Origin of the sequence: Kitasatospora sp. NPDC056076 (assembly GCF_042266305.1) — a bacterium.
Classification (GTDB): Bacteria; Actinomycetota; Actinomycetes; order Streptomycetales; family Streptomycetaceae; genus Kitasatospora.
On sequence record NZ_JBHJWG010000022.1, the window covers coordinates 35,582 to 60,859 of the forward strand.

Annotated in this window: 13 protein-coding genes; 8 read left to right on the plus strand and 5 right to left on the minus strand. The window is 74.6% G+C overall.

What is annotated here, in order from left to right; genetic code table 11:
- Window positions 1-11: 11 nt before the first annotated feature.
- Both ACFC1T_RS19960 and ACFC1T_RS19965 read right to left on the minus strand, forming a co-directional pair.
- Window positions 12-8,258 (minus strand): amino acid adenylation domain-containing protein, encoded by an 8,247-nt coding sequence (locus ACFC1T_RS19960; protein ID WP_375890321.1) that lies wholly within the window; start codon window positions 8,256-8,258, stop codon window positions 12-14.
- A 176-nt stretch (window positions 8,259-8,434) separates the two neighbouring features.
- Window positions 8,435-9,262: an aminotransferase class IV gene (locus ACFC1T_RS19965; protein WP_375890323.1), complete on the minus strand. Its 828-nt coding sequence runs from the start codon at window positions 9,260-9,262 to the stop codon at window positions 8,435-8,437.
- Window positions 9,263-9,654: 392 nt separating this feature from the next.
- Here ACFC1T_RS19965 and ACFC1T_RS19970 point away from each other — a divergent pair, with 392 nt between their 5' ends.
- On the plus strand, window positions 9,655-11,235 hold the full coding sequence (locus ACFC1T_RS19970) for an amino acid adenylation domain-containing protein (RefSeq protein WP_375890325.1): 1,581 nt from the start codon (window positions 9,655-9,657) through the stop codon (window positions 11,233-11,235).
- Between the two features lie 81 nt (window positions 11,236-11,316).
- Here ACFC1T_RS19970 and ACFC1T_RS19975 read toward each other — a convergent pair whose 3' ends face one another.
- Complete coding sequence (locus tag ACFC1T_RS19975) at window positions 11,317-12,153, minus strand: class I SAM-dependent methyltransferase (protein WP_375890326.1); 837 nt, start codon at window positions 12,151-12,153, stop codon at window positions 11,317-11,319.
- Window positions 12,154-12,367: 214 nt separating this feature from the next.
- Here ACFC1T_RS19975 and ACFC1T_RS19980 point away from each other — a divergent pair, with 214 nt between their 5' ends.
- The 7 genes from ACFC1T_RS19980 to ACFC1T_RS20010 all read left to right on the plus strand — a co-directional run bounded on the left by ACFC1T_RS19980 (window position 12,368) and on the right by ACFC1T_RS20010 (window position 22,463).
- Window positions 12,368-13,531: an alpha-hydroxy-acid oxidizing protein gene (locus ACFC1T_RS19980; RefSeq protein WP_375890327.1), complete on the plus strand. Its 1,164-nt coding sequence runs from the start codon at window positions 12,368-12,370 to the stop codon at window positions 13,529-13,531.
- 377 nt (window positions 13,532-13,908) lie between these two features.
- On the plus strand, window positions 13,909-14,370 hold the full coding sequence (locus ACFC1T_RS19985; protein WP_375890329.1) for a hypothetical protein: 462 nt from the start codon (window positions 13,909-13,911) through the stop codon (window positions 14,368-14,370).
- A 492-nt stretch (window positions 14,371-14,862) separates the two neighbouring features.
- Window positions 14,863-16,125, plus strand: a complete 1,263-nt coding sequence (locus ACFC1T_RS19990) for a phenylacetate--CoA ligase family protein (protein WP_375890331.1) — start codon at window positions 14,863-14,865, stop codon at window positions 16,123-16,125.
- On the plus strand, window positions 16,122-17,480 hold the full coding sequence (locus ACFC1T_RS19995) for an MFS transporter (RefSeq protein WP_375890332.1): 1,359 nt from the start codon (window positions 16,122-16,124) through the stop codon (window positions 17,478-17,480). The genes ACFC1T_RS19990 and ACFC1T_RS19995 overlap by 4 nt, the downstream gene beginning before the upstream one ends.
- Entirely contained in the window at window positions 17,480-18,625 is a 1,146-nt protein-coding gene (locus ACFC1T_RS20000; protein ID WP_375890334.1) for a GNAT family N-acetyltransferase, read from the plus strand. Before ACFC1T_RS19995 ends, ACFC1T_RS20000 begins: the two co-directional genes overlap by 1 nt.
- Window positions 18,626-18,672: 47 nt before the next feature.
- A complete protein-coding gene (locus ACFC1T_RS20005; protein ID WP_375890431.1) occupies window positions 18,673-19,839 on the plus strand; it encodes an acyl-protein synthase in 1,167 nt (388 codons plus the stop codon).
- Between the two features lie 44 nt (window positions 19,840-19,883).
- Complete coding sequence (locus ACFC1T_RS20010) at window positions 19,884-22,463, plus strand: acyl-CoA reductase (protein ID WP_375890433.1); 2,580 nt, start codon at window positions 19,884-19,886, stop codon at window positions 22,461-22,463.
- A gap of 46 nt (window positions 22,464-22,509) precedes the next feature.
- Here ACFC1T_RS20010 and ACFC1T_RS20015 read toward each other — a convergent pair whose 3' ends face one another.
- Both ACFC1T_RS20015 and ACFC1T_RS20020 read right to left on the minus strand, forming a co-directional pair.
- Complete coding sequence (locus tag ACFC1T_RS20015; RefSeq protein WP_375890336.1) at window positions 22,510-23,079, minus strand: GNAT family N-acetyltransferase; 570 nt, start codon at window positions 23,077-23,079, stop codon at window positions 22,510-22,512.
- Between the two features lie 85 nt (window positions 23,080-23,164).
- On the minus strand, window positions 23,165-25,180 hold the full coding sequence (locus ACFC1T_RS20020) for a sensor histidine kinase (RefSeq protein ID WP_375890338.1): 2,016 nt from the start codon (window positions 25,178-25,180) through the stop codon (window positions 23,165-23,167).
- Window positions 25,181-25,278: the final 98 nt, after the last annotated feature.

The following is a 25,278-nucleotide window of genomic DNA, read 5'->3' on the forward strand; positions in this document are numbered from 1 at the left end:
GCTCGGTGGGGTCATCGGGCAGCACGCCGTCGGCGCTGGATCCGGGGGCGTTCGGCCGCCCGGTCATCGGCGGGCGGTTCACGCCGTTCGATCTCCGCGGCGAGCCCGGCCACGGTGGCGGTGGCGAACAGGTCGCGCAGCCGCAGGTCCCGGGCGAAGGCCCGGTTGACCCGGGTGATCAGCCGGGTGGCCAGCAGGGAGTGGCCGCCCAGCCGGACGAAGTCGTCGTGCACGCCGACGCGTTCCACTCCGAGCAGGTCGGCCCAGAGCTCGCACAGCCGCCGTTCGGCGTCGTTGCGCGGCGCCACGTACGCGTCGCCGGCCGGTGCCGAGCGGGGGTCGGGCAGCCGCCCGCGGTCGACCTTGCCGTTGGGGGTGAGCGGCAGCGCCTCCAGCAGCACCAGCTGGGTGGGCACGGCGGCTTCGGGCAGCTCGGCGGCCAGGGCCGCTCGGAGTTCGGCGACCAGGCCGCGCTCCAGCTCCGCCAGCAGCGGCGTGTTGGTCGGGCGGTCGCGGCGCGGCGCCACCGGGACGTCGGGCACGCCCGCCAGGGTGTGCGGGACGAAGGCCACGTCGAACGCGCCGAGCGGGTGTTCGGCGGCCCAACTGGCGTGGGCCCGGTAGCCGTACCGCTCCGCGAGGGCGCTGAGCACCTCGACGTCCGCCTCCGGCACCCCGGCGCCGTCGGCCTCGCCGCCGAGGAGGAGCCGTTCCCGGGCCAGCCGCGCGTTGGCGACCCGGCGCAGGCCGAACGCCGCGCCGGTGCCGAACCGGCGCTCCAGCGCGGCGAGTTCGAGCGGCCCGGCGCCCCCGTCGGTCCGGTCGATCCCGTCGATCCCGTTTGTCCCGCCGATCCAGTCGACCTCGACGGTCGGGGCGGTCGCGCCGACGTGCAGCACCGCGTCGTAGCGGAAGCGGGTCAGCTCGTTGTGGACGGCTCCCCGGCGCAGCAGGACCTCGGCCCGGGTGACGCCGAGCTCCGCAAGACCGGTGAAGTAGCCCGGGGCGAGCAGGAGTTCCTTCTCCTGCGACCGTCCGTGCGCCACCGCCTCGTCGACCGTCGAACCCGCCAGGGTGCCGCGGTGGTCGGCGACCGAGGCGTACATCGCGGCGGCCAGGTCGAGGTGCCGTACGTCGCCGACCAGCACCCGGCCCGCCCCGTCGAGCACCGCGACGGCCCCGGCGAGCACCTGGTCGAGGTAGGCGCGGCTGGGGAAGTACTGGACGACCGAGTTGAGCACCACCAGGTCGAAGCGCTCGTCGCCGAGCCGGCTCAGGTCGTCGGCCGGGGCCTGCACCAACCGCACGTCGCAGCCCGCGAGTCCGGGGGCGGACAGCACGCCTTCGCGGACCCGGTCGAGGGCCGCGGCGGACACGTCGGTGCCCACGTAGCGGTCGCAGTGCGGGGCCAGGCGGCCCAGCAGGAGGCCGGTGCCGCAGCCGATCTCCAGGATCCGCCGGGCGCCCTGCGACCGGATCCGCTCGACCGTGGTGTCGATCCACTCCAGCATCTCGCCGTCCGGCATCGGCCCGCCGGTGTAACTGCTGTTCCACCCGGCCAGGTTGAGCAGTCCGGGGGCGGCTTCGGCAGCCTCGGCACCGTCGTCGGCATCGTCGGCGCCGGAGTAGACCGAGGACCAGACGTCCTCCCAGTGGGCCACCTGGGCGCGGTGCAGTGCGGCCGAGCGCCGGGCGAGCGCGCCGGCGGCGAGCGTGACGTAGCCGACGAGCTCCCCGCCGCGCTCGGGGTGGCGGTGCAGCGCGGCGATCCCCTTGCCGACGTCCGGGTGCCGTTCGAGGAGGTTCTCGACCTCGCCGAGTTCGATCCGGTGCCCGCGGATCTTGACCTGGTGGTCGAGGCGTCCGAGGTACTCGACCCGGCCGTGCTCGTCGATCCGGGCGAGGTCGCCGGTCCGGTACATCGGGCCGCCGTCGGCGGGGTCGCGGACGAAGCGCTCGGCGGTCAGTCCGGGCCGGTCGCGGTAGCCGGCCGCCACGCCGCCGCCGGCGATGCACAACTCCCCGGCCACGCCGCGCGGTACGGGGGCCAGGTGGGCGTCCAGCACGTACATCCGGGTGTCGGCGGTGGGCGTGCCGAGCCGGACCGGCTCGCCCGGCTCGACCCGGGCGCAGGAGGACCAGACGGTCGTCTCGGTGGGGCCGTACATGTTCCACAGTTCGCGGCAGGCGGCCCGCAGCGGCGCCACCAGCGGGCCCGGCAGCGGCTCGCCGCCGCACAGCGCCCTGAGGTCGGCCTTCCCTCGCCAGCCCGCGTCCAGCAGTTGCGCCCACTGGGACGGGGTCGCCTGCATGACCGTGATGTCGTGCGCCTCCAGCCGGCCGGCCAGGGCCAGCGGGTCCCGTGTGACGGCGTCCGGGGCGACCACCACCCGGGCGCCCTGGCGCAGCGGAAGGAACAGCTCCAGGGCCGCGATGTCGAAGCCGACGGCGGTGGTGGCGAGCAGCCGGTCGGCGGCCCCGAGGCCGGGGCTCCCGGCCATCCCCGCCAGCAGGTTGTCCAGGTTGCGGTGCCGGACCAGGACGCCCTTCGGCCGCCCGGTGGAGCCGGAGGTGTGGATCAGGTAGGCGGCCGACTCCGGGTCGGGTGTCGGGGCGGCGCCGGGCCAGGGGGTGCGCGCGGACGTGATCCCGTCCAGGTCCAGCGTGCGGGTGCCCGCGGGCAGGGTGTCGCGGGTGTCCGCGTCGCAGAGCACCAGGGCGGCCCCGCCGTCGTCGAGCAGGAAGCGTTCGCGGTCGGCCGGGGCCCGGCCGTCGAGCGGGAGGTAGGCGGCTCCGGCCGCCATGACGCCCAGCAGGGCCGCGGGCAGCCGGGCGTCCCGGCGCACCTTCACCCCGACCACGTCGCCGGGGCCCGCGCCCGCTTCCCGCAGGGCGGCCGCGACGGCCGCGGTCAGCTCGGCCAGCTCGCGGTAGCCGAGGGTGCGCGTGGCGTCCGTGACCGCCGGGGCGTCCGGGGTGCGGGCCGCGTGCTCCCACACCCGGTCGAGGAGCGGGGCCCGGTCGGTCGGCGGCGGGCCGGCCAGGGCGAGGCCGTCCCGTTCGGCGGCGTCCAGCAGGGGCGCCTGGTACGGGGCGTCGCCGGACCGGGCCATGGCCGTCAGCGCCGCCAGGTAGTAGCGGCCGAAGTCGTCGATCTGCTCGGCGGTGAAGCAGTCCGGGTCGTGGGCGAGGGTGAGTTCGCTGTCGTACGGCCAGCCGCGGTAGAAGGTGGCGCAGAGCGCGAAGTTCATCACGTCGCGGTGCTCCATCCCGCGGATCCGCACCGCCCGCAGCTGCTCGGCGGCCCGGGTGTAGACGTGGAAGTCCACGTAGTTGAACGCGACGTCGAACAGGCCGCCCGAGACGCAGTGCCGCTTGATCTCCGAGACGGGGTACCGGCGGTGCGGCACGACGGCGAGTTCGGTGTCCGCGACCGCGCGCACCAGGTCCCGCCACCGGCCGCCGCGCAGGTCGAGCCGCAGCGGGACGGCGTTGAGGAACAGGCCGACCACCCGGTCCGCGTCCAGGGTCTCCGGACGGCCGTTCATGACGACCCCCGAGACCACGTCCGTCTGCCCGCAGATCATCGACAGCACCCGGAAGTGGGCCGCCAGGAAGAGCTGCCGGACCGGCACGTCCAGCTCCGCGGCGAGCGCGTCCAGCGCGCCCACCAGCTCCCGGGGGAGCGCGTACCTGCGCAGCTCGCGGGTGCCGAGGCGGTCGGCGTCCCGCAGCGGGCGGCGGGTCGGCAGCCGTACGGTCTCGGCGTCGCCCAGGTAGGAGGACCAGAACGCCCGCTGGTCCGGGTCGGCCACCGCGGCGCGTTCCAGCGCGACGAACTCGGCGTAGTCGGCCCGGGGCGCCGCGATCGGCTCGCCCTCCCCGGTGAGCCGCCGCTGGTAGTCGAGCAGCAGCTCGGTGACCATCGACGCCAGGCTCCAGCCGTCGGCGATCGCGTGGTACAGCCGCAGCCCGACGGCGAACCGGCCCTCGTCCAGGAGCATGACGTCCACGGTGAACAGCGGTGCCCGCTGGGCGTCGAAGGGCGCCGAGAGGTCGTCCCGCCAGTCCGTCAGGCGCCGGCGCCGCACGGCGTCCGGCACCGCCCGCCAGTCCGCCACCGTCAGCGCGGGCTCGACGGCCCGCTCGACCAGTTGCAGCGGCTCCCGGAAGGCGGCCAGCTCGAAGCGGGCCCGGAGGAGGGGGTGGCGCTCGACCAGCCCGGCGAGCGCGGCACGGAACGCCTCCGTGGCGAAGCGGCCCTCGATCTCGTAGACGAAGGCGTCCCAGTACATCGCGCCGGTCCGGTCGAGCTGGGTGTGGTAGACCATGCCGGACTGCAGGGTGGTCAGCGGGAACGCGCTCTCGATCCCCGCCGGGAGGGCGCGCCGGTCGGCCTCCGTCAGCAGCTCGGAGCCGGGGCGGCGGCCGGACTCGGTGGGGGACGCGGAACCGTCGACGGTGGCGGTCCGGCCGGCGGTGGCCGCGAAGTCGCGCAGCCTGGGCGTGCGGAGCAGGTCGCGCAGCTCCACCGTCCAGCCGGCCTCGCGGGCCAGCGCCAGCACCCGGAGGCTGAGGATCGAGTCGCCGCCGAGGGCGAAGAAGCTGTCGTCGCGTCCGACGGCGTCCGCCCGGAGGACCTCGCGCCAGACCTGGGCCATCGCGTGCTCGGCCTCGGTCCGGGGGCGGGCGTCGGGCGGGGTGTCGGGCGCGGGATCGGTAGCGGCAGCGGTAGCGGTTGCGGTTGCGGTTGCCTCGGGTTCCGGCTCGGACGGCACCCGGGCGTCGAGCACGCCGAGGTGCTCGACCGTCCCGTCGGGGCGCAGCCGGGCCCGTTGCCCGGTGCGCATCAGCCACTGCCCCTCAGCCCACGGGGCCTGCACGAGCCGGCCCGCCGGTTCCCGCCCGGCCGGTTCCTGGCCCGCCGGCACGATCCCGGCCAGGCACAGCTCCCCCGGTGCGCCGTGCGGCACCGGAGCCAACGTCCGGTCCAGCACGTACAACCGCGCGTTCCCGGGGGGCTGTTCCGCGTCGCGGGCCGGTGCGCCGGGCAGCTCCGGGAGGAGGTCGGAGGCGCCGTCCGCCCACAGCCCGATCAGGCGCTCGAAGAGTCCGCTCACCCCCTCCGCCCGGAAGGCGCTGACGGCGCCGCGCGCGAAGGCGAAGAGCACCTCGCAGCCGCCGTCCCGGCCCTCCAGCACGTTGACGGTGACCGGGTACTCGGTCGTCTCCAGCGTTTCGCTTGCGACCACCGACAGCCGCCCCACGGTGAGCGGGGTCCATTCCCGGTCGAAGGAGAGCAGGCAGTCGAAGAGCGGGCGGTCCGGGCCCGCCCCCGCCATCCGCTGGAGGTCCTTGAGCGGAACGTGGTCCAGCTCCGCCGTCCGGGCGTTGGCCTCCTGCACGGAGCGGGCGACCGCGGTCAGCGAGTCGTGGGCGCCCGGGACGACCGCGACCGGCACGGTGACCACGAAGGTGCCCACCGCCTCCTGCGCCCCGGCCGGCTGGAGGCCGCGCCCGCCCTGGGTCAGGCCGAAGACGACCCGGTCGGCCTGGGTGTAGGCCTGCGCCACCCGGCACCAGACGGCCTGCACCAGGCTGCTCGGCGTGATCCCGGCCCGGCGGCAGCGCCGGACGACGGCGGACCAGCGGTCCGGGTCCAGGTGCAGGGCGGTCGACAGGTGCGCGCCGTCGGCCCCGTGGCCGTGGCCGCCGTCGCCACCGTCCGGTCGGTCGGCCACCAGGGACGCAGCCGGTTCCCCGCCGTTCCCGCCCAGGTGGTCCCGCCAGAACGCCTGCGCCGGCTCTCCGGCGGGGCGGCGGGTCCAGGACACGTAGTCGCCGAACCGCAGGACCGGCTCCCCCGCGACGGCCGGGTCCCCGTCGTACCGGCGCAGGACCCGCCGGAGCAGCAGCGGGATGCTCAGGCCGTCGAGGAGCAGGTGGTGGAAGGTGAGCAGGAGCCGGGCGGCTCCTGCGCCGAAATCGATCAGGTCGAGCCGCAGGGGCGGTGCCGCGTCGAACTCCAGCCCCTCCGCGAAGCGGGCCGCGCTCAGCTCCTGGTAGGCCTCCTCGGCGGCCCGCCGCCCCAACTCCCGCCAGTCGTGGGCCTCCCAGCGCAGGACGGGCCCGGCGAGGACGGCCTGGAAGGGGAACGGACCGTGCCACGCGAACACCGAACGCAACAGGTCCTGGCTCGCGACCTCCTCCTCCCACGCCCGGCGGAAGGCCTCCTGGTCCAGCTCCCCGCGCAGGTCGCACAGGATGCGGATCAGGTAGTCCCCGCTCTCCGGCGCGGTGAGCGACCGCACCAGCATGCCCTCCTGGACGGAGCTGAGCGGGTACGCGTCCTGCACCCGCGCGACGTCCAACCCGCCGCCGCGCAGCAGCTGTTCGGCGTTCGGCAGCTGGGCGAAGCGTTCCGGGGCCCCGGCCGGGGCCCGGCCCTCCCCCGGGGCGGCCTCGGGCACCGCCAGGCCGGTCGTCACCAGCTCCCGGACGGTCGGGTTCGCGAACAGCGCCGACATCCGGTAGGAGATGCCGGCCTCCCGGGCCCGGCTCACGGTGCGGACGGCGAGCACCGAGTTGCCGCCGCTGGCGAAGAAGTCGCTCTCCGCGGTCAGGCCGGGTTCGTCCAGGACGTCCCGCCAGATGTCCAGCAGCGCCGCCTCGACGGCGGCGGGCCCGTCGTCGGCTCCGCCGGTGGGTTCCTGCGCGGTTCCGGCCACGGGTCGGTGCGCGCTCACGGTTGCGGTTCCACCGGTCGGGCGCCGGTCGAGGAGTGCCAACAGGGCCTGCCGGTCCACCTTTCCGGTCGTCCCCTGCGGCAGCGCCGCCACCTCGGTCCACACCGCGGGCACCATGTACGCCGGGAGTTCGGTGGCCAGCGCGGCCCGGACCTCGGCCGGGGTCCGTCCCGCCGGGGTGTAGAACGCCGCCAGCCGTACCGGGTCCCCGTCGTCCACGACGACCTTGATCTCGTCGACGAGCCCGAGCGAGCGCGCGGCCTCCTCGATCTCCCCGAGCTCGATCCGGTGGCCGTGCACCTTCACCTGGTCGTCGACCCGGCCGTGGTACAGCAGGCAGCCGTCGGCGTTCCAGGAGGCGAGGTCGCCGGTCCGGTACCGGCCGCCGGCGAACTTCTCCGCCGTCAGCTCCGGGTTGTTCCAGTACCCGGTGGCCAGGTGCGGGCCGCCGATGAAGAGCTCGCCCGCCCGCCCGGGTTCGGTGACGGGAGTCCCGTCCTCGTCCTCGATGCTCAGCTCCACCTCCGGGAGCGGCGTGCCCAGGTGCACCGCGTCCCCGGCGCGCAGGTCCGCCACCGACACCACGACCGTCGCCTCGGTGGGCCCGTACGCGTTGAACACCGTTCCGCGCCGGGCGAGTTGTTCCATGAGCGAGGGCGGCATCGCCTCGCCGCTGGACAGCATCCGCATGTCGGGGCCGCCCTGCCAGCCGACCAGGACGAGGGAGCGCCACTGGGTCGGGGTGGCGAAGGTGGCGTTCAGCGAGCGGGACTCCAGGAGGGCCCGCACCTCGTCGGGATCGCGGCGCTGGGCGTCGGAGGCGATGAAGGTCCGGCAGCCGAGGGCCAGCGGCAGGAACAGGTCGAGGATGCTGGCGTCGAACGCCACCGAGGACTGGGCGAGGAAGCGGTCCCGTCCGCTCAGCCGGAAGACGTGCTCGAAGGCCCCCAGGCGGGCGGCCAGCGCCCCGTGCGGCACCACGACGCCCTTCGGACGGCCGGTGCTCCCCGAGGTGTAGATCATGTACGCCGGGTGGGAGCCGTCCGGCGTGAAGTCCGTTGCCGTGGAGTCCGCCGCCGTCAAGTCCGTTCCCCTGTCGGCCTCGTGGTCGCCGACGCCGAGCAGCAGTTGCCCGGAGGGGAAGCAGTCCCGCCGCCCGTTGTCCCCGTCGCAGACGACGGCCGCGGCCCGGGCGTCCGCCAGGATCGTACGGATCCGGTTGTCCGGCCACGAGACGTCGACCGGCACGTACACCGCACCGACCCGCAGCGTCGCCAGGAGCGCCACGGCGATCTCCACCCCGCGGCCGACGATCATGGCGACCCGGTCGCCCGGGACGACGCCCGCGCCGCGCAGGACGGCGGCCAGCTCTCCGCTCCGGACCGCCAGCTCCCGGCGGGTCAGCCGGCCCCCGTCGGACTCCACCGCGGTCCGGTCGGGATCCCGGCGGGCGTGTGCGAGGACGGCATCCACGAAGAACGGATGACTCGTTCCACGGCCAGGCAGTCGCATTCTCTCTCCTCGGCCGAGCTCCGGCGCTGACGAAGGAACGGGCACGCCGACGGAGTTCGCGGCGAGTTCTGCCGGAACGCCTTGGCGGTATTTCTGTGCGCGAATGTCACCCGGGTCGGCGGCGGGGACGGAACACCGTTTCCCGGGGTGGAACGCCTTGTCGGAGGAAGGGGGTTCTAGGAGGATTCCAGCAGCTTCGCGCTGCGTTCGGCGAAGGTTTCCCGCACCCGGGAGGTGACCGGTCCGGGTGCCGCCGGGAGCGCTTTTCCGTCCACCAGTCGAATCGGCTGGACGTCCCTCGTGGTGGAGGTCAGGAATGCCTCCTCGCAATGCGCGAACTGCTCGATCGGCAGGTCGGCCTCCTCACCACCGGACCATTCCAGGACGAGTTCCCTGGTGATTCCGGCCAGGCACCCGGAGGAGAGCGGCGGGGTCGTCAGCCTCCCGTCCACGACCACGAAGACGTTGCTCCCCGTGCCTTCGCAGAGGTTCCCCGCCAGGTTGGCGAAGACCGCCTCGCCGGCCCCCCGTTGCCGCGCGTGGTCCAGGGCCTTGACGTTCTCGCCGTACGACGTGGTCTTCAGGCCGACGAGGGCACCGTTCTCGCACCGGGGCCACGGCACCACGGCCACGTCCGCGGGGGCCGGGAACGACCATCCCTCCGCGACGGCCACCACGGTGGTGGGCCCTTGGTCGCCGCGGTTCGAGGCCAGCGGGCCGACGCCGCTGGTGTGTGTGATCCGGATCCAGCCGACCGCCCACGCGGGGGCCGCGGCGAGCACGTCCCGGACGCCGCGTTCGACGGCGTCCAGGTCCGGGGCGGGGAGCCCGAGGCCCTCGGCGGAGCGCGCCAGGCGCTGCAGGTGGGGGGTCAGGACGAAGGGTCGGCCGTGACCGGCTCTGACCGTCTCGAAGACGCCGTCGCCCACGATCAGGCCGTGGTCGTACACCGATATCGAAGCTTCTTCCGGATCGAACAGCCCGCCGTTGATCCACACCTTCATGACCCCATGACCCCACTTTCGCCCAGGATTCGACAGGTGCCGGAAATCCGATAGCAAATGAAGTACGACGGTCGGACCAGAAGGGCGGTTCACGACTCGCCAGTTCCATGATCTTCAATAGATTAACATTCATGACCATGTCAGTCAATCCCGATACATCCCCCACCACCCGGCACACCCGGCTAACCCTCCCCCGCCCAGGAGCCGTCAGGAACCCCACGGGCCACCGCCGTTCCCGGTGTCACCGATGCCACCGGAAGCGATTCCCGTCGCGTCAAACCCGAGACGACGGCCACCGGCCCGAACTACAATCACCTCGGGCTCGCTGACCAGCAAAGACGTCGAAATACCGGTGAAATACGAACCGGGCCGCCTTCCCGAAGGAGTCCTCGTTGTCCGCTGCACCCGAAGGGCCAGGCACCGCGCCGACGTCCCTGCACGCCGCCTTCCGACGCGCCGCCGCCGACCACCCCGACCGCGTCGCCGTCCGCGACGGCCACCGGGAGCTGACCTACGCCGAACTCGACGCCGTGTCCGGCAGCCTGGCCGCCCACCTCCGGCGGACGGCCCGCGGCCCGTACGTCGGCCTGGCGCTCCGGCCGGGGCTCCACCTGGTCGCCGCCGTGCTGGCCGTCCTGCGGGCCGGCAAGGCCTACGTCCCCGTCGACCCCGACAGCCCGCCGGAGCGCATGCGCCGGATCCTCGAACAGTTCCTCGCCCTGCCGCTCCTCGCGGAGGACGAGGTGCTCCCCGGACTGCCCGCGCTGCCCGGCGTCCGGCCGGTCCGGATCTCCGAGGCGATGGCGGCCGCCGACGGCCTTCCGCCGCTCCCCTCCGCGGAGCCGCCGTTCGCCCCCGCAGGCCTGCCGTTCGCCCCCGCGGAGCCGCACCCGGAGTCCCCCGCCTACGTCATCTTCACCTCCGGCTCGACCGGCGTGCCCAAGGGCGTGGTCGTCAGCCACCACAACGTGCTGCGGCTGTTCCGCTCCTGCGCGCGGCACCTGGACTTCCGCCCGGACGACGTCTGGTGCCTGTTCCACTCCCCCGCCTTCGACTTCTCGGTGTGGGAGCTGTTCGGCCCCCTGCTCCACGGCGGCCGGCTGGAGATCGTGCCGCCCGGGACCAAGCGCACGCCCGCCGACTTCGCGCGCTTCCTCGGCGACCGGGCGGTCACCGTCCTCAACCAGACCCCGTCCGCCTTCCGGCAGTTGTGCACCGTCCTCACCCCCGAGCAGACGCACCGGCTGGCGCTGCGCCGGGTGGTCCTCGGCGGGGAGCGGCTCGACCCCGGCGCGCTGCGCCCGTGGTACGCCCTGGCCGGGGACGCGGTCGAGCTGATCAACATGTACGGCATCACCGAGACCACCGTGCACGTGACCTGCGCCAGGCTGTCGCCGCGCGACGCCGAGGCGGGCGGCCCCGGCACCATCGGCCGGCCGCTCCCGGACCTGGAGGTCCGCGTCGTCGACGAGCAGTTGCGGCCGGTCCCCGACGGCACCCCCGGTGAACTGCTGGTCTCCGGGGCCGGACTGGCGCTCGGCTACCTGGGCGACCCCGCGATGACGGCGGCCCGGTTCCGGGAGGACGTGGAACCCGGCCGCCGCTGGTACCGCTCCGGCGACGAGGTGCTGCGCACCGCCGACGGCGACCTGGTCTACCTCGGCCGGCTGGACCGGCAGACCAAACTCAACGGCTACCGGATCGAGTTGGGCGAGGTGGAGACCGCGCTCCGCGGCCTGCCCGGGGTCCTCGACTGCCATGTGCTGCTCGACACCGCCCCGCCCGCGCAGCGGCTGGTCGCCCACCTCGTGCTCGAGGAGGCCGTGCCCGTGGAGACCGTGCGCGACTCACTCGCGCGCACGCTCCCGGCCTACATGGTGCCGACCGTGTACGTGCCCGTGCCCGAACTCCCGCTCACCCTCAACGGCAAGGTCGACGAGAAGGCCCTGCTGGCCCGGTCGGCCCGCGGGTAGCCGCAACCGCAACCGCAGCCGTACCGGCCGAGGCCCCCGGACCCGCAACCGGGTCCGGGGGCCTCGCCGTCGCCTCCGGCCTCAGGGGCGGACGGCGCTGACCAGCCAGACGTCCCCGGGGATCAGTACGCCCTCCGCCGTCTCGTGGCCCAGCAGCCCGTCCTTGAGCCCCTGCCGCGTCTGCTCGACGACCGCGTCGTCCGCGTCCTTGAGGTTGATCCGCACACCGCCCTGGCCGAGGATGAACTCGGCCGCGTCGTCGGCGTCCTGGCCGAAGTTCATCAGCGCCCGGACCGGCGCGATCTCCACGCCGTCGAACCCGGCCCCGCCGAGCACCTCGCGGATGCGGTCCGGCTCCAGCAGCGAGTCCATGCCCTGGGCGGTGGGCGCCGGGATCCGCATCAGCGGAACGAGCGCCGACGTGGCCCGCGCGATCGGGCTGTCGGCCGACCCCGCCTGCGGAACCATGAACACCAGCCGGCCGCCCTCCCGCAGCCCGGACCGGATGTTGGCGAACGCGGCCACCGGGTCCGAGAAGAACAGGCACCCGCCCCGGCTCAGCGCGACGTCGAACCCGCCGTCGGGGAACGGGTAGACCTGCGCGTCCCCCTCCGCGAACTCGACGTTCCCGACGCCCTGTTCGGCGGCGTCGGCGCGGGCCCGCGCCAGTGACGCCACCGACAGGTCCACTCCGAGCACCTGCCCCCCGGCCGCCTGCCGGGCGGCCAGCAGCGCGACCTGCCCGGTGCCGCAGCCCACGTCGAGCACCCGGTCCCCGGGGCCGATCGCGGCCCCCCGGAACAGGTCCTCGTTGAAGGCCTCCACGATCGCGTTGTACCGGTCCGCGTTCTCCGCCCGATGGGCGCCTTCCTCACCGTTCCAGGCCTCTGCGTGGTGCTTGTTCGCGATGGGACGCATGGTTTCCATCCTCCCCAAGGATCACTAGCGAGATCGACCACCACCAACAAGCTAGAGCATGAACATGCCCAAGGGAATGGGGCCGTCACGCCCCTCCACCGAGCCCCGCCACCCCGCCCGCCCCCACCCCCACCACCCGCCCCACGGGCGGGCGCCGTACCCGGGGTACCTTCGCGACCGTTGGACCGACACCGACGAGGAAGGCCCGAGAACCATGGCGCAGCACTTCGGCGACTACCAGAACGAGATCTACCTCAACGGGCTCGGCGGCGTGCTGCCGACGATGCCGATGGCCTTCGCGGAGCTGGAGGCGCGGGCGCAGGCCGCGCTGCCGCCGTCGGTGCTGTCGTACGTCGCGGGCGGGGCCGGGGCCGAGGCCACCCAGCGGGCGAACGTCACCGCCTTCGAGCGCTGGGGCCTCTACCCGCGGATGATGGTCGGCGCGAAGGAGCGGGACCTGTCGGTGGAGCTGTTCGGGCTGCGGCTGCCGTCGCCGCTGTTCATGGCCCCGGTCGGGGTGATCGGCCTGTGCGCCCAGGACGGCCACGGGGACCTCGCCACCGCCCGGGCCGCCGCCCGGACCGGCGTGCCGATGGTCGCCTCCACCCTCACCGTCGACCCGCTGGAGCAGGTCGCGGCCGAGTTCGGCGACACCCCCGGCTTCTTCCAGCTCTACACGCCCACCGACCGCGACCTCGCCGCCAGCCTGGTCCACCGCGCCGAGGCCGCCGGGTTCAAGGGCATCGTCGTCACCCTGGACACCTGGATCACCGGCTGGCGCCCGCGTGACCTGGCCGCCTCCAACTTCCCCCAGCTGCGCGGCCACTGCCTCGCCAACTACACCTCCGACCCGGTCTTCCGGGCCCGCCTCGCCAAGGCCCCAGAGGAGGACCCGGGCGCGGCCGTCCTGGAGTGGGCGGGCGTCTTCGGCAACCCGCTGACCTGGGACGACCTGCCCTGGCTGCGGTCCCTCACCGACCTGCCGATCATCCTCAAGGGCCTCTGCCACCCCGAGGACGTCCGCCGCGCCAGGGACGGCGGGGTCGACGGCATCTACTGCTCCAACCACGGCGGCCGCCAGGCCGACGGCGGCCTGCCCGCGCTCGACGCGCTGCCCGGCGTGGTCGAGGCCGCGGCCGGCCTGCCCGTCCTGTTCGACTCCGGGGTGCGCACCGGCGCCGACGTCGTCAAGGCGCTCGCCCTCGGCGCCACGGCGGTCGGCGTCGGCCGCCCGTACGCCTACGGGCTGGCGCTGGAGGGCACGGACGGCATCGTCCACGTCCTGCGCTCCCTGCTCGCCGAGGCCGACCTCCTCATGGCCGTCGACGGCTACCCGACCTTGGCCGACCTGACCCCCGAGGCGCTGGTACGGCTCTGAGACGGGGACGCCCGGGCCCGGTCGGCCGTTCCCGGCCGGGCCCGAACGCGGCTGCCGCCGGGGCGAGTTCGCCGGATCCGGGCCCGGCCCGTCCAGGTGGGCGGGGAGCGCACGGCGCCCGGCGTTGTCGGCGGCCCCCGCTACGGTCCGGCCATGGACATCAGCGCCGCCCAGACCTCCCCGCACGCGTCCCACCACAGGCCCCGGACGGCTCCCCGCACAGCTCCCGGGACGGCTCCCCGCACGAACCGCTGCCCGGGCGGGTCGGCCACGTCGCCGGGATCGAGTCGCTCACGCTCGACGGCCGCCGCCACTACTTCGCCTTCGACCACCGCAGCGACCTGGTCGTCTCGCCCCTCGTCGACGACCCGGACGCGATGGCCGCGTTCGCCGCCGCCCACCTGCGCCAGAGCGACGGCCCGCACGACCGGGCCTACTGGGCGGCCCTGGTGGCCGACGCCGCCGAGGCCTCCGCCCTGGTCGACGACGACGCCGAGCGGGAGTTCCGCACCGACGCCCTGCGCACCGAACTCCCGGAGCCGGGCGGACACTTGCTCTACCTCCTCGACGCCGCCACCGACCTCGACCCGGCCACCGACCTGCCCGCCGGACTCGCGCGGGCCTGCGAGCGCCTCGGCCACGCCGCGCCGGACGACGACGACTTCGCCGACACGGTCGACGACTGCCTGGAGACCGTCGCCACCCACGGCCCGTCGCACCACCCCGACGAATGGACGGTCGCCCGCGGCTACCTCACCGCCGCGATCGCCGCCCTCCCGGGCAACTGGGGGCTGCTGTTCACCCCCGTCGCCGAGGGCCTGGCCGCCCGCACCTCCTGAGGCGTCGGCAATTCCGACTTCCGGTCCGCCATCAGGCAGTCCGAGCATGAAATGTCGTCAATTCAACTAACTGAATGGCGAATACCGGCCGACGGGGGCGCGGACCCCCCGCCCCCGTCCGGCCACCGGGAGATCCACCTCACCCTCCGCGCGTCATATCGCCGTAACACGGCAGCAATGAAGGCTCGGGTCGTATCCATACCATTCGACGACAACTCAACCAGGATTCCGAAGGCATATCCTGGTGATAGCCTTGCATTCTGCGAGCGGGTGACCCCACAGACCCCGATGTCGCATCAGCTGACGAACCATCCGCGCACCAATGAACCTCGGTGCGCACGCTCGGTCCGTTTCCCGAACCCATGGCCCGCCGCGTCGCACCGGAATCGAATTCCACCGACCGCCGGCTCCAAGATCGCCTCCGACCCGTAGGGCGAGCTCGTGCACCCGCACGACCTCGCTCCGCCCTCGCACGCCCAAAAGCAGGAACTGATGCCCGTTCAACCCCTGGCGGAGCTCATACGCTTCGCCCGCCGCAACTCACCCTTCTACGCCGAGCTGTACGCCGGCCTGCCCGACCCGACCGCGCGGTTGACCGACCTCCCGGTCGTCCCGCAGGCCGAGTTCTGGCAGGCCAACACGCCCCGCGACAACCGGCTGCTGACCGGGCCGCTGGAGGAGGCCGTCGTCTTCAAGAGCGGTGGCACCACCGGCTCGCCGAAGTTCTCCTTCTACAGCCGGGAGGAGTGGCGGGAGTTCACCACCTCCTTCGGTGCCGGACTGGTCGACGCCGGGCTGCGCCCGGGGCACCGGGTCGCCGACCTCTTCTACGCGGGCGACCTGTACGCCAGCTACACCTTCATCCTCGACTCGCTGCACCGCTCGCCCGTCTCCAACGTCCGACTGCCGATCGGCGGGGCGGCGCCCCTGGAGTCGACCGCGCAGACCCTGGAGCAGTTCCAGGTCGAGGTGGTCGCCGGCACCCCGACGACACTGTGCGCCCTGGCCGACCACCTCCTGGCCTCCGGCCGCGAACTCCCCTCCGTGGAACTGCTGTTGTTCGGCGGCGAGGGCCTCTACCAGGACCAGCAGCCGCTGTTGGGCAAGGTGTTCCCCAACGCCCGTGTCTCGTCGATCGGTTACGCCGCCGTCGATGCCGGGCTGCTCGGCCGCCCGGTGCCGGGGCCGGACACCCGGGTGCACCGGGCGTTCACCCCGGAGACGGTGGTGGAGATCCTCGACGACCACACCGGCGAGCCGATCGACACCGAGGGCGTACCGGGCCGGGTCGTGGTGACCGACCTGCGGCGACGGCTGATGCCCGTCCTGCGCTACCCCGTCGGAGACCGCGCGGAGTGGACCGACGTCGCCACCGGCCGGTTCCGCATCCTCGGCCGGGCCCAGGAGGGCGTACGGGTGGGGCCGGTGTCGCTGTACACCCAGGACGTGCTCGACCTCGTCCGGGCCGCCGACCCGGCCGGCCGGGTGATCGGCGTCCAGCTGGTGGTGCGCCGCTGGGAGGGCCGCGACGGGCTGGTCCTGCGGCTGGCCTGCGACGGGGACCCCACCGGGCTCCCCGAACTGGCCGCCGCCGTCACGACCGCCGTCCACACGGCGCGGCCGCTGTACCCGGAGGCGGCCGCCGCCGGCCACGTCCACCCGCTGTCCGTCACGTGGGTGCGTCCGCACGAACTCGCCGTCAACCCGCGGACCGGCAAGCTGATCCGCGTCCTCGACGAACGGCCGCACTCGTGACGAGGAGCCGGGCTGCGGGAGCAGCCGAAGCGGTCGACGCGACCGAGGCTGCCGCCCGCCGCCTGCCGCTCGTGCTGCGCAACCGGCGCTTCGCCGCCGTCTGGGGCGCGCAGGTCCTCACCCAGGCCGCCGGACGGATGTTCCAGGTCGGCGCGGTGTGGTGGCTGATCGGCTACGCCGCCGGCCCGGACCGGGGCCTCGCCTCGGGCGCCTTCCTCGCCGTCAGCACCCTGCCCGCGGTGGCGCTGGCCCCGCTGGTGGCCGCGCTCATCGCCCGCCGCCCGCACCGCACGGTGCTGGCCGCCTCCGCGGCCGTCGCCGGTCTGGTCGCGCTCGGCACGGCCTGCTGGACGTACACCGCGACACCGCCGATGGCGGTCATGTACGGTGCCGCGCTGCTGCTGGCGGGCTGCCAGGCGGTCTTCGACCCCTGTCTGACCACGTCCGTCCCCGAGCTGGTCCAGGACGCCGACATCGAGGCCGCGACCGGCTTCGAACTCGCCACCCAGTCGCTGGCCGGCCTCGCCGGCGGGCTGCTGGGCCCGCTGGTGGTCGACGGCGCGGGTCTGCCCGGCATCGTCGCCGGGTGCGCCGGGGCCTACCTGCTGGCGGCCGCCCTGGTCGGCGCGACCCGCTTCCCGGGCACCCCCGCAGCCCCGGGCACCCCCGCCGCCCCGGGCGTGGACGGCCCGGAAACCGCGGACGTCCCGTCGCCCGCCGCCCGGCGTCCGCTGCGCCGCATCCTGGCCGAACTCCCTTTCATCCGCCGGGTGCTGCTCTGCTTCGCCGCCGCGAACGTGTTCACCACGGCGGTGTTCGTGGTGATGCCGCTGTACACCCGGACCGTGCTGCACGCCGACGGCTCGACCGTCGCCGCCCTGGAGGCGGCCCTCGGTGCCGGCACCCTGGTGGGCTCCTTCACGGGCGGCCGGCTCCCGGGCTCGCCGACCGCGGTCGGCGCCGGCTGTCTGGGCCTGATGGCCGCCGCGCTCGGCCTGCCCGGCCTGGCCGTGGGACAGGCGCCGGCCGTCGGGGCGATGGCCGTCGCCGGCTGGTGCGTCGGCGTGATCGGCGTACGGTTCGTGGCACTGTTCCAACGCCTGGTACCGGCCGAGGACCGCCCCGGCTTCTTCGCCGTCATGCAGGCGCTGCTCGGGGCGACCTTCCCGGTGTCCTCGCTGGCGTTCGGCCTGCTCGGCGACCACCTCCCGGCGCGGACGCTGTGCCTGGTCCAGGCCGTCGGCGTGCTGCCGGTCGCCGCCGCGCTGTGGTGGACCGGCCGCCGCGAACCGGCCCCGGCCATCGACACCAGCGCCGCCGCCACCGCCACCGCGCAGCCGAACGGGGCCGTGTGATGACCGTGACGCTCGCCCCGGCCGTACCGCAGGACGTCGCGCAGCTGCGGCAGCTCTACTTCGACGTCTACGGCCACGGCTACCCGGTCGCGCTCGGCAGCGACCCCGCCGAGATGCGCCGCCTGATCGACGACCCGCACACCCACTGGCTGACCGCCCGCCCCGAGGGTGCCGGCCGGCTGGCCGGTTCGGTGGCGGTGCAGACCGACCCCGGCGGCCGGATCGGCAAACTGGTGGGCCTGGCGGTCCATCCGGACCAGCGCGGCGCCGGGCTGGCCGGACGGCTGACCGCCGCCGTCTGCGCGGACGCCTTCGCCGCCGGCACCCTGGACTCGGTCTACGCGACCGCCCGGGTGGTCACCCCCGGCCCCCAGCAGGTCCTCTCCCGCAACGGCTTCCAGGCGCTCGGCCTGATGCCGAACGCCGTCGAGGTGGCCGGGTGCGAGAGCCTCGCCCTGTTCGCCCGGCACGCCGACGGCGTCCTGGCCCGCCGGGAGCACGTCGACGCCGTGCCCCGGGCCCTGGTCCCGCTGCTGGAGGCGGCCCGGCAGAGCACCGGCGTCGACTACGGGCACCCCCGCCCGACGGACGCCCCCGCCCCGGCCCTGGGACGGACCGCGCCGGTCACCGCGCCGATGGAGCTGGTCACCGCACCCGCCTTCGTCCGCCGCCGCTTCCTCGAACTCTTCCCCGATCCGGGGGAGCGGTTCTTCCCGCTGCACGTCCCGAACGCCGTACTCACCCCGCCGGACGGCGCGTTCGAGGCCTACGCCGACCTGGACCGGGTCGCGGCGAGCTGCTCGCTGATCGCGGTGCACCCGTCCCCGGCGGCCCTCACCGGGGCGCTGGAGCCGCTGATGGCGGCCGTCACCCGGGCCGGCGCCGACTACGTCGAGACGCTGCTGCCGCTGGCCGACACCGCCGGGCTCGACGCGTTCCTGGCCGCCGGGTTCATCCCGAGCGCCGTCTACCCGGCGATGCGCCGGATCGGCGACCGGTTCCACGACTACGTGGTGCTCTCCCGCACCAGCCGTCAGATCGACTTCCGGGCCGCGGCCGTCAGCAGTCCGCTCCAGCCGTACCTGCTGGCCTACCTGACCGCCTGGACGTCGACCTACCTACCCCTTCCCGAGGTCTCACGATGACTGACCACCTGACCGACCACCCGGCCGACCACCCGGCCGACCGACCCGTGAACACCCATCTCGCGCCGGTCACCGTCCCCGACCCGGCCGCGCTCCCACACGTCCAGCAGCTCTGCGACCTCGCCGCCCCGTACACGGCCGGGCCGGAGACCGACGCCCTGTTCGCCGCCGCGATGGCCGAGTCCCACGCCTGGCACGCACAGCGCTCGCCGTTCCTCCGGTCCCTGCTGGACGGCCCGGTGGAGACCCCGGCGCCGACCGTCGGCGAGGGGATCCGCACGCCCCTGGTGCACGCCAACTTCTTCAAGCGCCACGAGGTGCTCTCCATCCCCCGCGAGGACGTGTTCCTCCACCTCACCTCCTCCGGCACCACCGGCCAGAAGTCGCAGATGTTCTTCGACAGCTGGACGATCCGCTCCGCGCAGCGCATGGTGGCCCGCATCTTCGACCACTACGGCTGGATCACGCCCGACCAGCCCGTCAACTACCTGCTGTACAGCTACGAGCCGGCCCCGCAGCTGAAACTCGGCACCTCGTTCACCGACAACTACCTCTGCGACTTCGCCCCGGCGAACCACACCACGCACGCGCTGCGGCACACCGGCAGCGGCCACGAGTTCGACGTCCACGGCTGCATCGAGGCCCTGCAGCGCTACGCCGAGGAGGGCCTGCCGGTACGGATCCTGGGCTTCCCGTCCTTCCTCCACTTCACCCTGGAGCGCATGCGCGCCCTCGGCCTCCCGCCGCTGCGGCTCCCGGCCGGTTCCCTGGTCCTGCTCGGGGGCGGCTGGAAGGGGCACACCGACCGGCAGATCGGCAAGGAGCAGTTCTACGCCGGAGTGACGGAGCAGCTGGGCATCCCCTCGGACCGCATCCGCGACACCTTCGGCTCGGTCGAGCACTGCGTGCCGTACATCGAGTGCGGGCACCACCGCCTGCACGTCCCGGTCTGGTCGCGGGCGGCGGTGCGCGACACCCGCACCCTGGAGCCGCTGCCGTACGGCGAACGCGGCTTCCTCCACCTCGTCTCCCCGTACATCACCTCGGTGCCGGCGCAGAGCGTCGTCATGGGCGACCTCGCCTCGCTGCACCCCGGGCAGGAGTGCCCCTGCCCGCTGCCCACCCCGTGGTTCACCATCCACGGCCGCGCCGGGGTCAGCCGGAACCGCAACTGCGCGGCGGCCGCCGCCGAACTCCTGAAGGGGATGTCGTGACCACCGAACCCATGACCACCGAACCCGCGACCGTTGCGCCCGCGATGGGTGAACTCGCCGGCACCGGGCCCCACTTCTGGCAGGGCTCGTTCATCGACGACGCCGAGGCCGCCCGCCGGCTCGCCGAGCTCCCGGCGCTCGCCGCCCGCGTCCTCGCCGAACCCCTGCCCACCGAGCTGGTGTTGAGCGCCTGCCAGCGCCTCGCCGACACCCTCGCGACGCCGGGCAGCCCGGTCCGCACCCGCCTCCTCGCCGAACTCGTCACCGGCGGCGACGGTGTCGACCCGGACGAAGCGGCCGCGACGCTCGCCGAGATCACCGGCGCGATCGCCCGCCCGGCCCTGGAACTCAAGCTCCGGCGCGAACTCGGCGGACTGCGCCCCGAGCGGCTCACCCGGCCCGACGCGCGGGAGACCACCTTCGAGGCGTGGGCGCCGGTCGGGCTCCTGGTCCACATCGCCCCCGGCAACGCCGCCGCCGTGGCCCCGCTGAGCGTGATCGAGGGCCTGCTCACCGGCAACCTCAACGTGCTCAAGACCAGCAGCAACGACACGCTGCTCCCCCAGCTCCTGCTCGCCGAGCTGGCCGCCGCGGACCCGACCGGCGCGCTGGCCCGCCGGATCGTCGCACTGCGCTTCCCTTCCTCCCGCACCGAGTGGCTGCGCCTGCTGTGCGAGCCCGCCGACGCGGTGGCGGTGTGGGGCGGCGAGGACGCCGTCCGCTCGGTCGCCGAACTGGTCCCGGCCGGCTGCCGCCTGGTCGAGTGGGGCCACCGGATCTCCTTCGCCTACCTGACCCGTGACGCCTGGTCGGACCCGCGGACCCTGGACGCGCTGGCCGCCGACGTCTGCCGCTTCGAACAGCAGGCCTGCTCCAGCCCCCAGGTGATCTACCTCGACACCGAGGGCACCGAGAGCACCGAGAGCGACGCCGAAGCCACGGACGCCACCGAGGTCTTCGCCTTCGCCGAGCGCTTCGCCGCCCACCTCGCCGAGGCCTCCGCCCGCCTCCCCCGGCCCGCACTCGAACCGGCCGAGCACGCCGAGGTCACCACCACCGAACTCATCGCCCGCCTGGAGGAACACCTCGGCCTCACCCGGGTCCTGGCCGCCGAGGACGGGTCCTGGCGCGTCCTCGCCGACACCCGCCCCGCCCTGGCCGCCTCGCCGCTCCACCGCAGCGTCTGGGTCAAGCCGCTGCCCCGCGGCTCCGTCATGACCGTGCTGCGCCCGATGCGGCGCTACCTGCAGACCGCCGCGATCGGCGGCAGCCGGGCCGACGTCGCCCGGCTGTCGCAGGCGGTGCTCGCCGCCGGCGTGCTGCGGGTCACCCCGGTCGGCGGGATGCTCGACGGCTACCACGGCGAGCCCCACGACGGCGTGTACGCACTCCAGCGCTACAGCCGCCGGGTCAGCGTCCGGGCCGACGAGGCCTTCGCCACCACCGCCTGCCTGGACGACCTGGCGGCCCCCGCCTTCGTCCCCGCCGCACCGGACGGCCCGCTGCTGGACAAGGCCGGGGTGCAGGAGCAGTTGGGCGCCCTCGCCCCCGAGCACGCCCACCTCCACTTCCGCAGCGGCGGCAGCACCGGGGCCCCGGCCCTGTCGGTGTTCACCAACGCCGACTACGACACCCAGATGCGGGCCTCCGCCGACGGCCTGCTCGCCGCCGGGTTCGACCCGGCCCGGGACCGCGCCGCCAACCTGTTCTACTGCGGCGGCATGTACGGGAGCTTCATCAGCTTCTTCTCGATCCTGGAGCGCCTCAACGCCACCCAGCTCCCGATCGCCGCCGGCCCCGACCACGCCGCCACCGCCGAGGCCCTGGTGACGCACCGGGCGGACACCGTGTTCGGCATGCCCTCGTACCTCTGGCAGCTGTTCCACGACCAGGCCACCGCGCTGCGGGCGTACGGCGGGATCCGCAAGGTGTTCTACGGCGGCGAGCACTTCACGGCGGAACAACGCCGGGTGCTCACCGAGGAGTTCGGCGTCGAGGTGATCCGCTCGGCGGCGTACGGCAGTACCGACCTGGGGCCGCTCGGCTACCAGTGCACCCACTCGGAGGGTTCGGTCCACCACGTCCTGACCGACCTGCACACCCTGGAGATCCTGGCCCCGGAGGCCGACACCCCGGCGCCCGCCGGGCAGCCGGGCCGCCTGGTCTTCACCAGCCGCACCCGGGCCGGGCAGCGCCTGGAGCGCTACCAGATCGGCGACCTCGGCCGGGCCGTCGAAGGCGTCTGCCCCTGCGGCAGCCACACCCCCCGCATCGAACTCCTCGGCCGCTACGGGGACGTCGTCCGGGTCGGCACGTACTTCCTCAACGTCCGGCGCCTCGGCGCGGTGGCGCAGGAGGAGTTCGGCTACCAGGGCGAACTCCAGCTGGTCCTGGACACCGGCGCGGAGCGCGAGCACGCCACCGTCCGCCTCGACGAACGCTACGCCCCGCCCGCGGCCACCGCCCGCGCCGCGTTCCTGGCCGCCGTCCCGGAGTTGGGCTCGGCCGTCGCCGAGGGCCTGCTCGACGTCACGGTCGAGACCGCCCCCTCCGCCGCCTTCGAACGGACGCCCACCAGCGGCAAGCTCCGGGCGGTGGTCGACCGGCGGCAGCCCACCGCGTGACGCCGGCCTGCGCCGGGCTCACCCCCGGGCCCACCCCCGGGCCGGTTCAGGTCCGGGGGTGGGCCCGGCGCAGGTCCACCATCGCGAACACCTTGTCGTACCGGCGCTCCCCGACGGCCACGTAGTCCGGGAGCCGCCCGTACTCGGTGAAGCCGAGCGAGTAGTACAGGTGCAGCGCGTCGGCGTTGTCGCCGCGGGCGTCGAGGGTGAGCACCTCGATACCCGCGGCCCTCGCGTCCGCGATCAACGCCGTGGTCAGCGCCCGCCCGATGCCCCGCCCCTGAGCGTCGGCAGCCACCGCGAGCTTCTCCAGCTCCGCGTGCGGACGGTGCGTCGGCCGCCGGTGGCGCAGCCAGTAGCCGAAGCCGACCGGCCGCCCGCCCAGGTACGCCACCCGCAACGCCCCGTCCCCGGCCCGCGACCGCGCCACCACCTCCTCCACCAGCGCCGCCACCTCCTCCAGCGACGGCGGCTCCACCCACCCCAACGCGGCGCCCCCCAGCACCAACTCCGCCAGCATCGCCTGCGCCGCCCCCGCGAAGTCCCCACCCACCGCCGCCGCCCCGACGATCACCAGGTCTCCGACACCCGCGGCACCACTCACGTTCCGGCTCATGCCCGGCACCCTACCCAGCCCACCACCCACTCCCGTCGGCCACTCCCGCCGCCCGCCGACCACCTCCCGCCGACCACCTCCCGGATCAGTCGGCGCGGCCGCGGGGGAGGACGGCGCGGACGACGGCACCGGCGGGGGCGTTGCCGGCGGTGAAGGTGCCGCCGAGCTCCTCGGCACGTTCGGCCATGGAGCGGAGGCCCACGCCGGACGTGGAGTCGCGGCCGGCGAAGCCCGCGCCGTTGTCGGCGACCTCGACGGTGACGCGGTCGGCGAGGGCGCGGAGGCTGAGCCTGGCGGCGGTGGCACCCGAGTGCCGGACCACGTTGTTCAGGGCCTCACCACTGATCCGGTAGACGGCGACCTCGACGGCGGCGGAGAGCGCGGGCAGCGGGTCGGGGCGCAGGTCGAGGGTGATCCGGAGGGCCTGGCTGCCGAGGGTGTCGGCAAGTCGGCGGAGCGCGTCGGCCAGGCCCTTGCTGTCGAGGGGGCCGGGCGTCAGGCCGCCGGTGATCCGCCGGAGTTCGGTGATCGCCTGGCCGATGCCCGCGGAGGCCGCGGTGAGCGAGGCGGCGGCCCCGGAGCCGTCGGGCAGGTCGGTGCCGGCGGCGTCGATGCGCAGGCGCAGGCCGGAGAGGGCGGGGCCGAGGCCGTCGTGGAGGTCGTGGCGCAGGCGGCGGCGTTCCTCCTCCCGGGCCAGGACGAGCTGCTCCCGGCTGGCCCGGAGGTCCTCGGACAGGCCGAGCGAAGCGATCGCGGGCGATGCCTGGTCCGCGAGGAGGCCCAGCACCTCGCGGTCCTGCCGGTCCAGCTCGGACTGCCCGAGGCGGGGCGGCACCAGCAGCTCGCCGATCTCGGCGCCCTCGTAGGTGAGGGGGAAGCGGACGCCGGGCGGCTCGACCGTCCCGAGCCGGGCCAGCTCCCGCGGCCCGCTCCGGGTCCGCACCCGGACCACGGCGGCCGGCAGCCCGAGGGCCTGCACCACCGTCCGGCAGAGCAGCGGCGGCGCGTCCGCCGGGTCGACGGCATGGCTCATCCGCTCCGCCAGCTGCCGGACCAGCTGGTACGGGTGGGCCCGCTCGCCGTAGTAGTACCGGTCCACGGCGCGGCCCACCGCCCGGGCGGTGGGCCGCAGCAGCGCACCCACGGCCCCTGCTGCCACCACCTGCCACCAACGCGCGCCGGGCCCGGCGGTGGGCAGCAGGCGGTACGTCAAGCAGGCGGTGAGCAGGGCTCCGACGAACAGCAGCGCGCAGAACGCGAACGCCGCCAGGTAGCGCCGGGTGGCCCGGTCCAGCGAGAGTTGGCGGTCACGGCGGAAGGCGGCCATCGGCACCAGCATCCAGGCGGCCTCACCGGCCACGACGACCGCGTAGGGCAGCCACTCGCCGACGAAGTGCGGGACGACGGCCAGCACGCACCAGAGCAGGTAGGCGGCGATCACCGCACGCAGGTACGGGTGCGGTCCGGGCAGGCGCCAGCAGCGGACCGCGGCCACCGTCAGGGTGAACACCAGGGTCGCGGCGAACTCCCTGACGGCGTAAGGACTGAGCCACCCGTCCAGCCAGGCGAACAGCGCGGTGTGGTGGAGCGGGTTGGGCAGGCCGTACCACGCGGGCACCTGGGCGGTGTTGCCGAAGGCGAGCAGGGCGCTCCAGGCGGCCACCGAGGCGGTGATGCCGCGCCAGGCCCCGCCGAGCAACCTGCCGTCGGGAAGCCAGAGCGGGAAGCCGATCACCACGGAGGCGTTGGCGATGTCGGCGGCCAGCATCACCCCCGCGACCACCGCGACGGCCGTCGGTCCGGCTCCGGCCAACGCGGCCGCCAGCAGCGTCACCATGCGCAAGGACTGCAGCAGACCGGCGAACAGCAGCAGCGCCCCCAGGGCCTGGCCGTTCCGGTTCACCACCAGGAACAGGCCCGCGAGCGTGAACGCCAGGCCGACCGCCACCCAGACGCCGTTGTAGAGGTACTGGTCGCTGACACCCCCGACCCCGGGGTGGGTCAGCGCGAGGAGCGACCAGGCCGCCACGCACACCAGCGTGGTCCCGGCGGCCGCGAGGGCCGCGGCAACCCCGGCACCGCCGACGCCGAGCCCTCTCATCCGCCCACCTCCCTGCCGTACCCCATCCTGCCCGGCGCCCCGTCCCGACCGCACGGGCCACCGGTCCCTCTCCCGCCCCACGTGCACCACACCGGCCG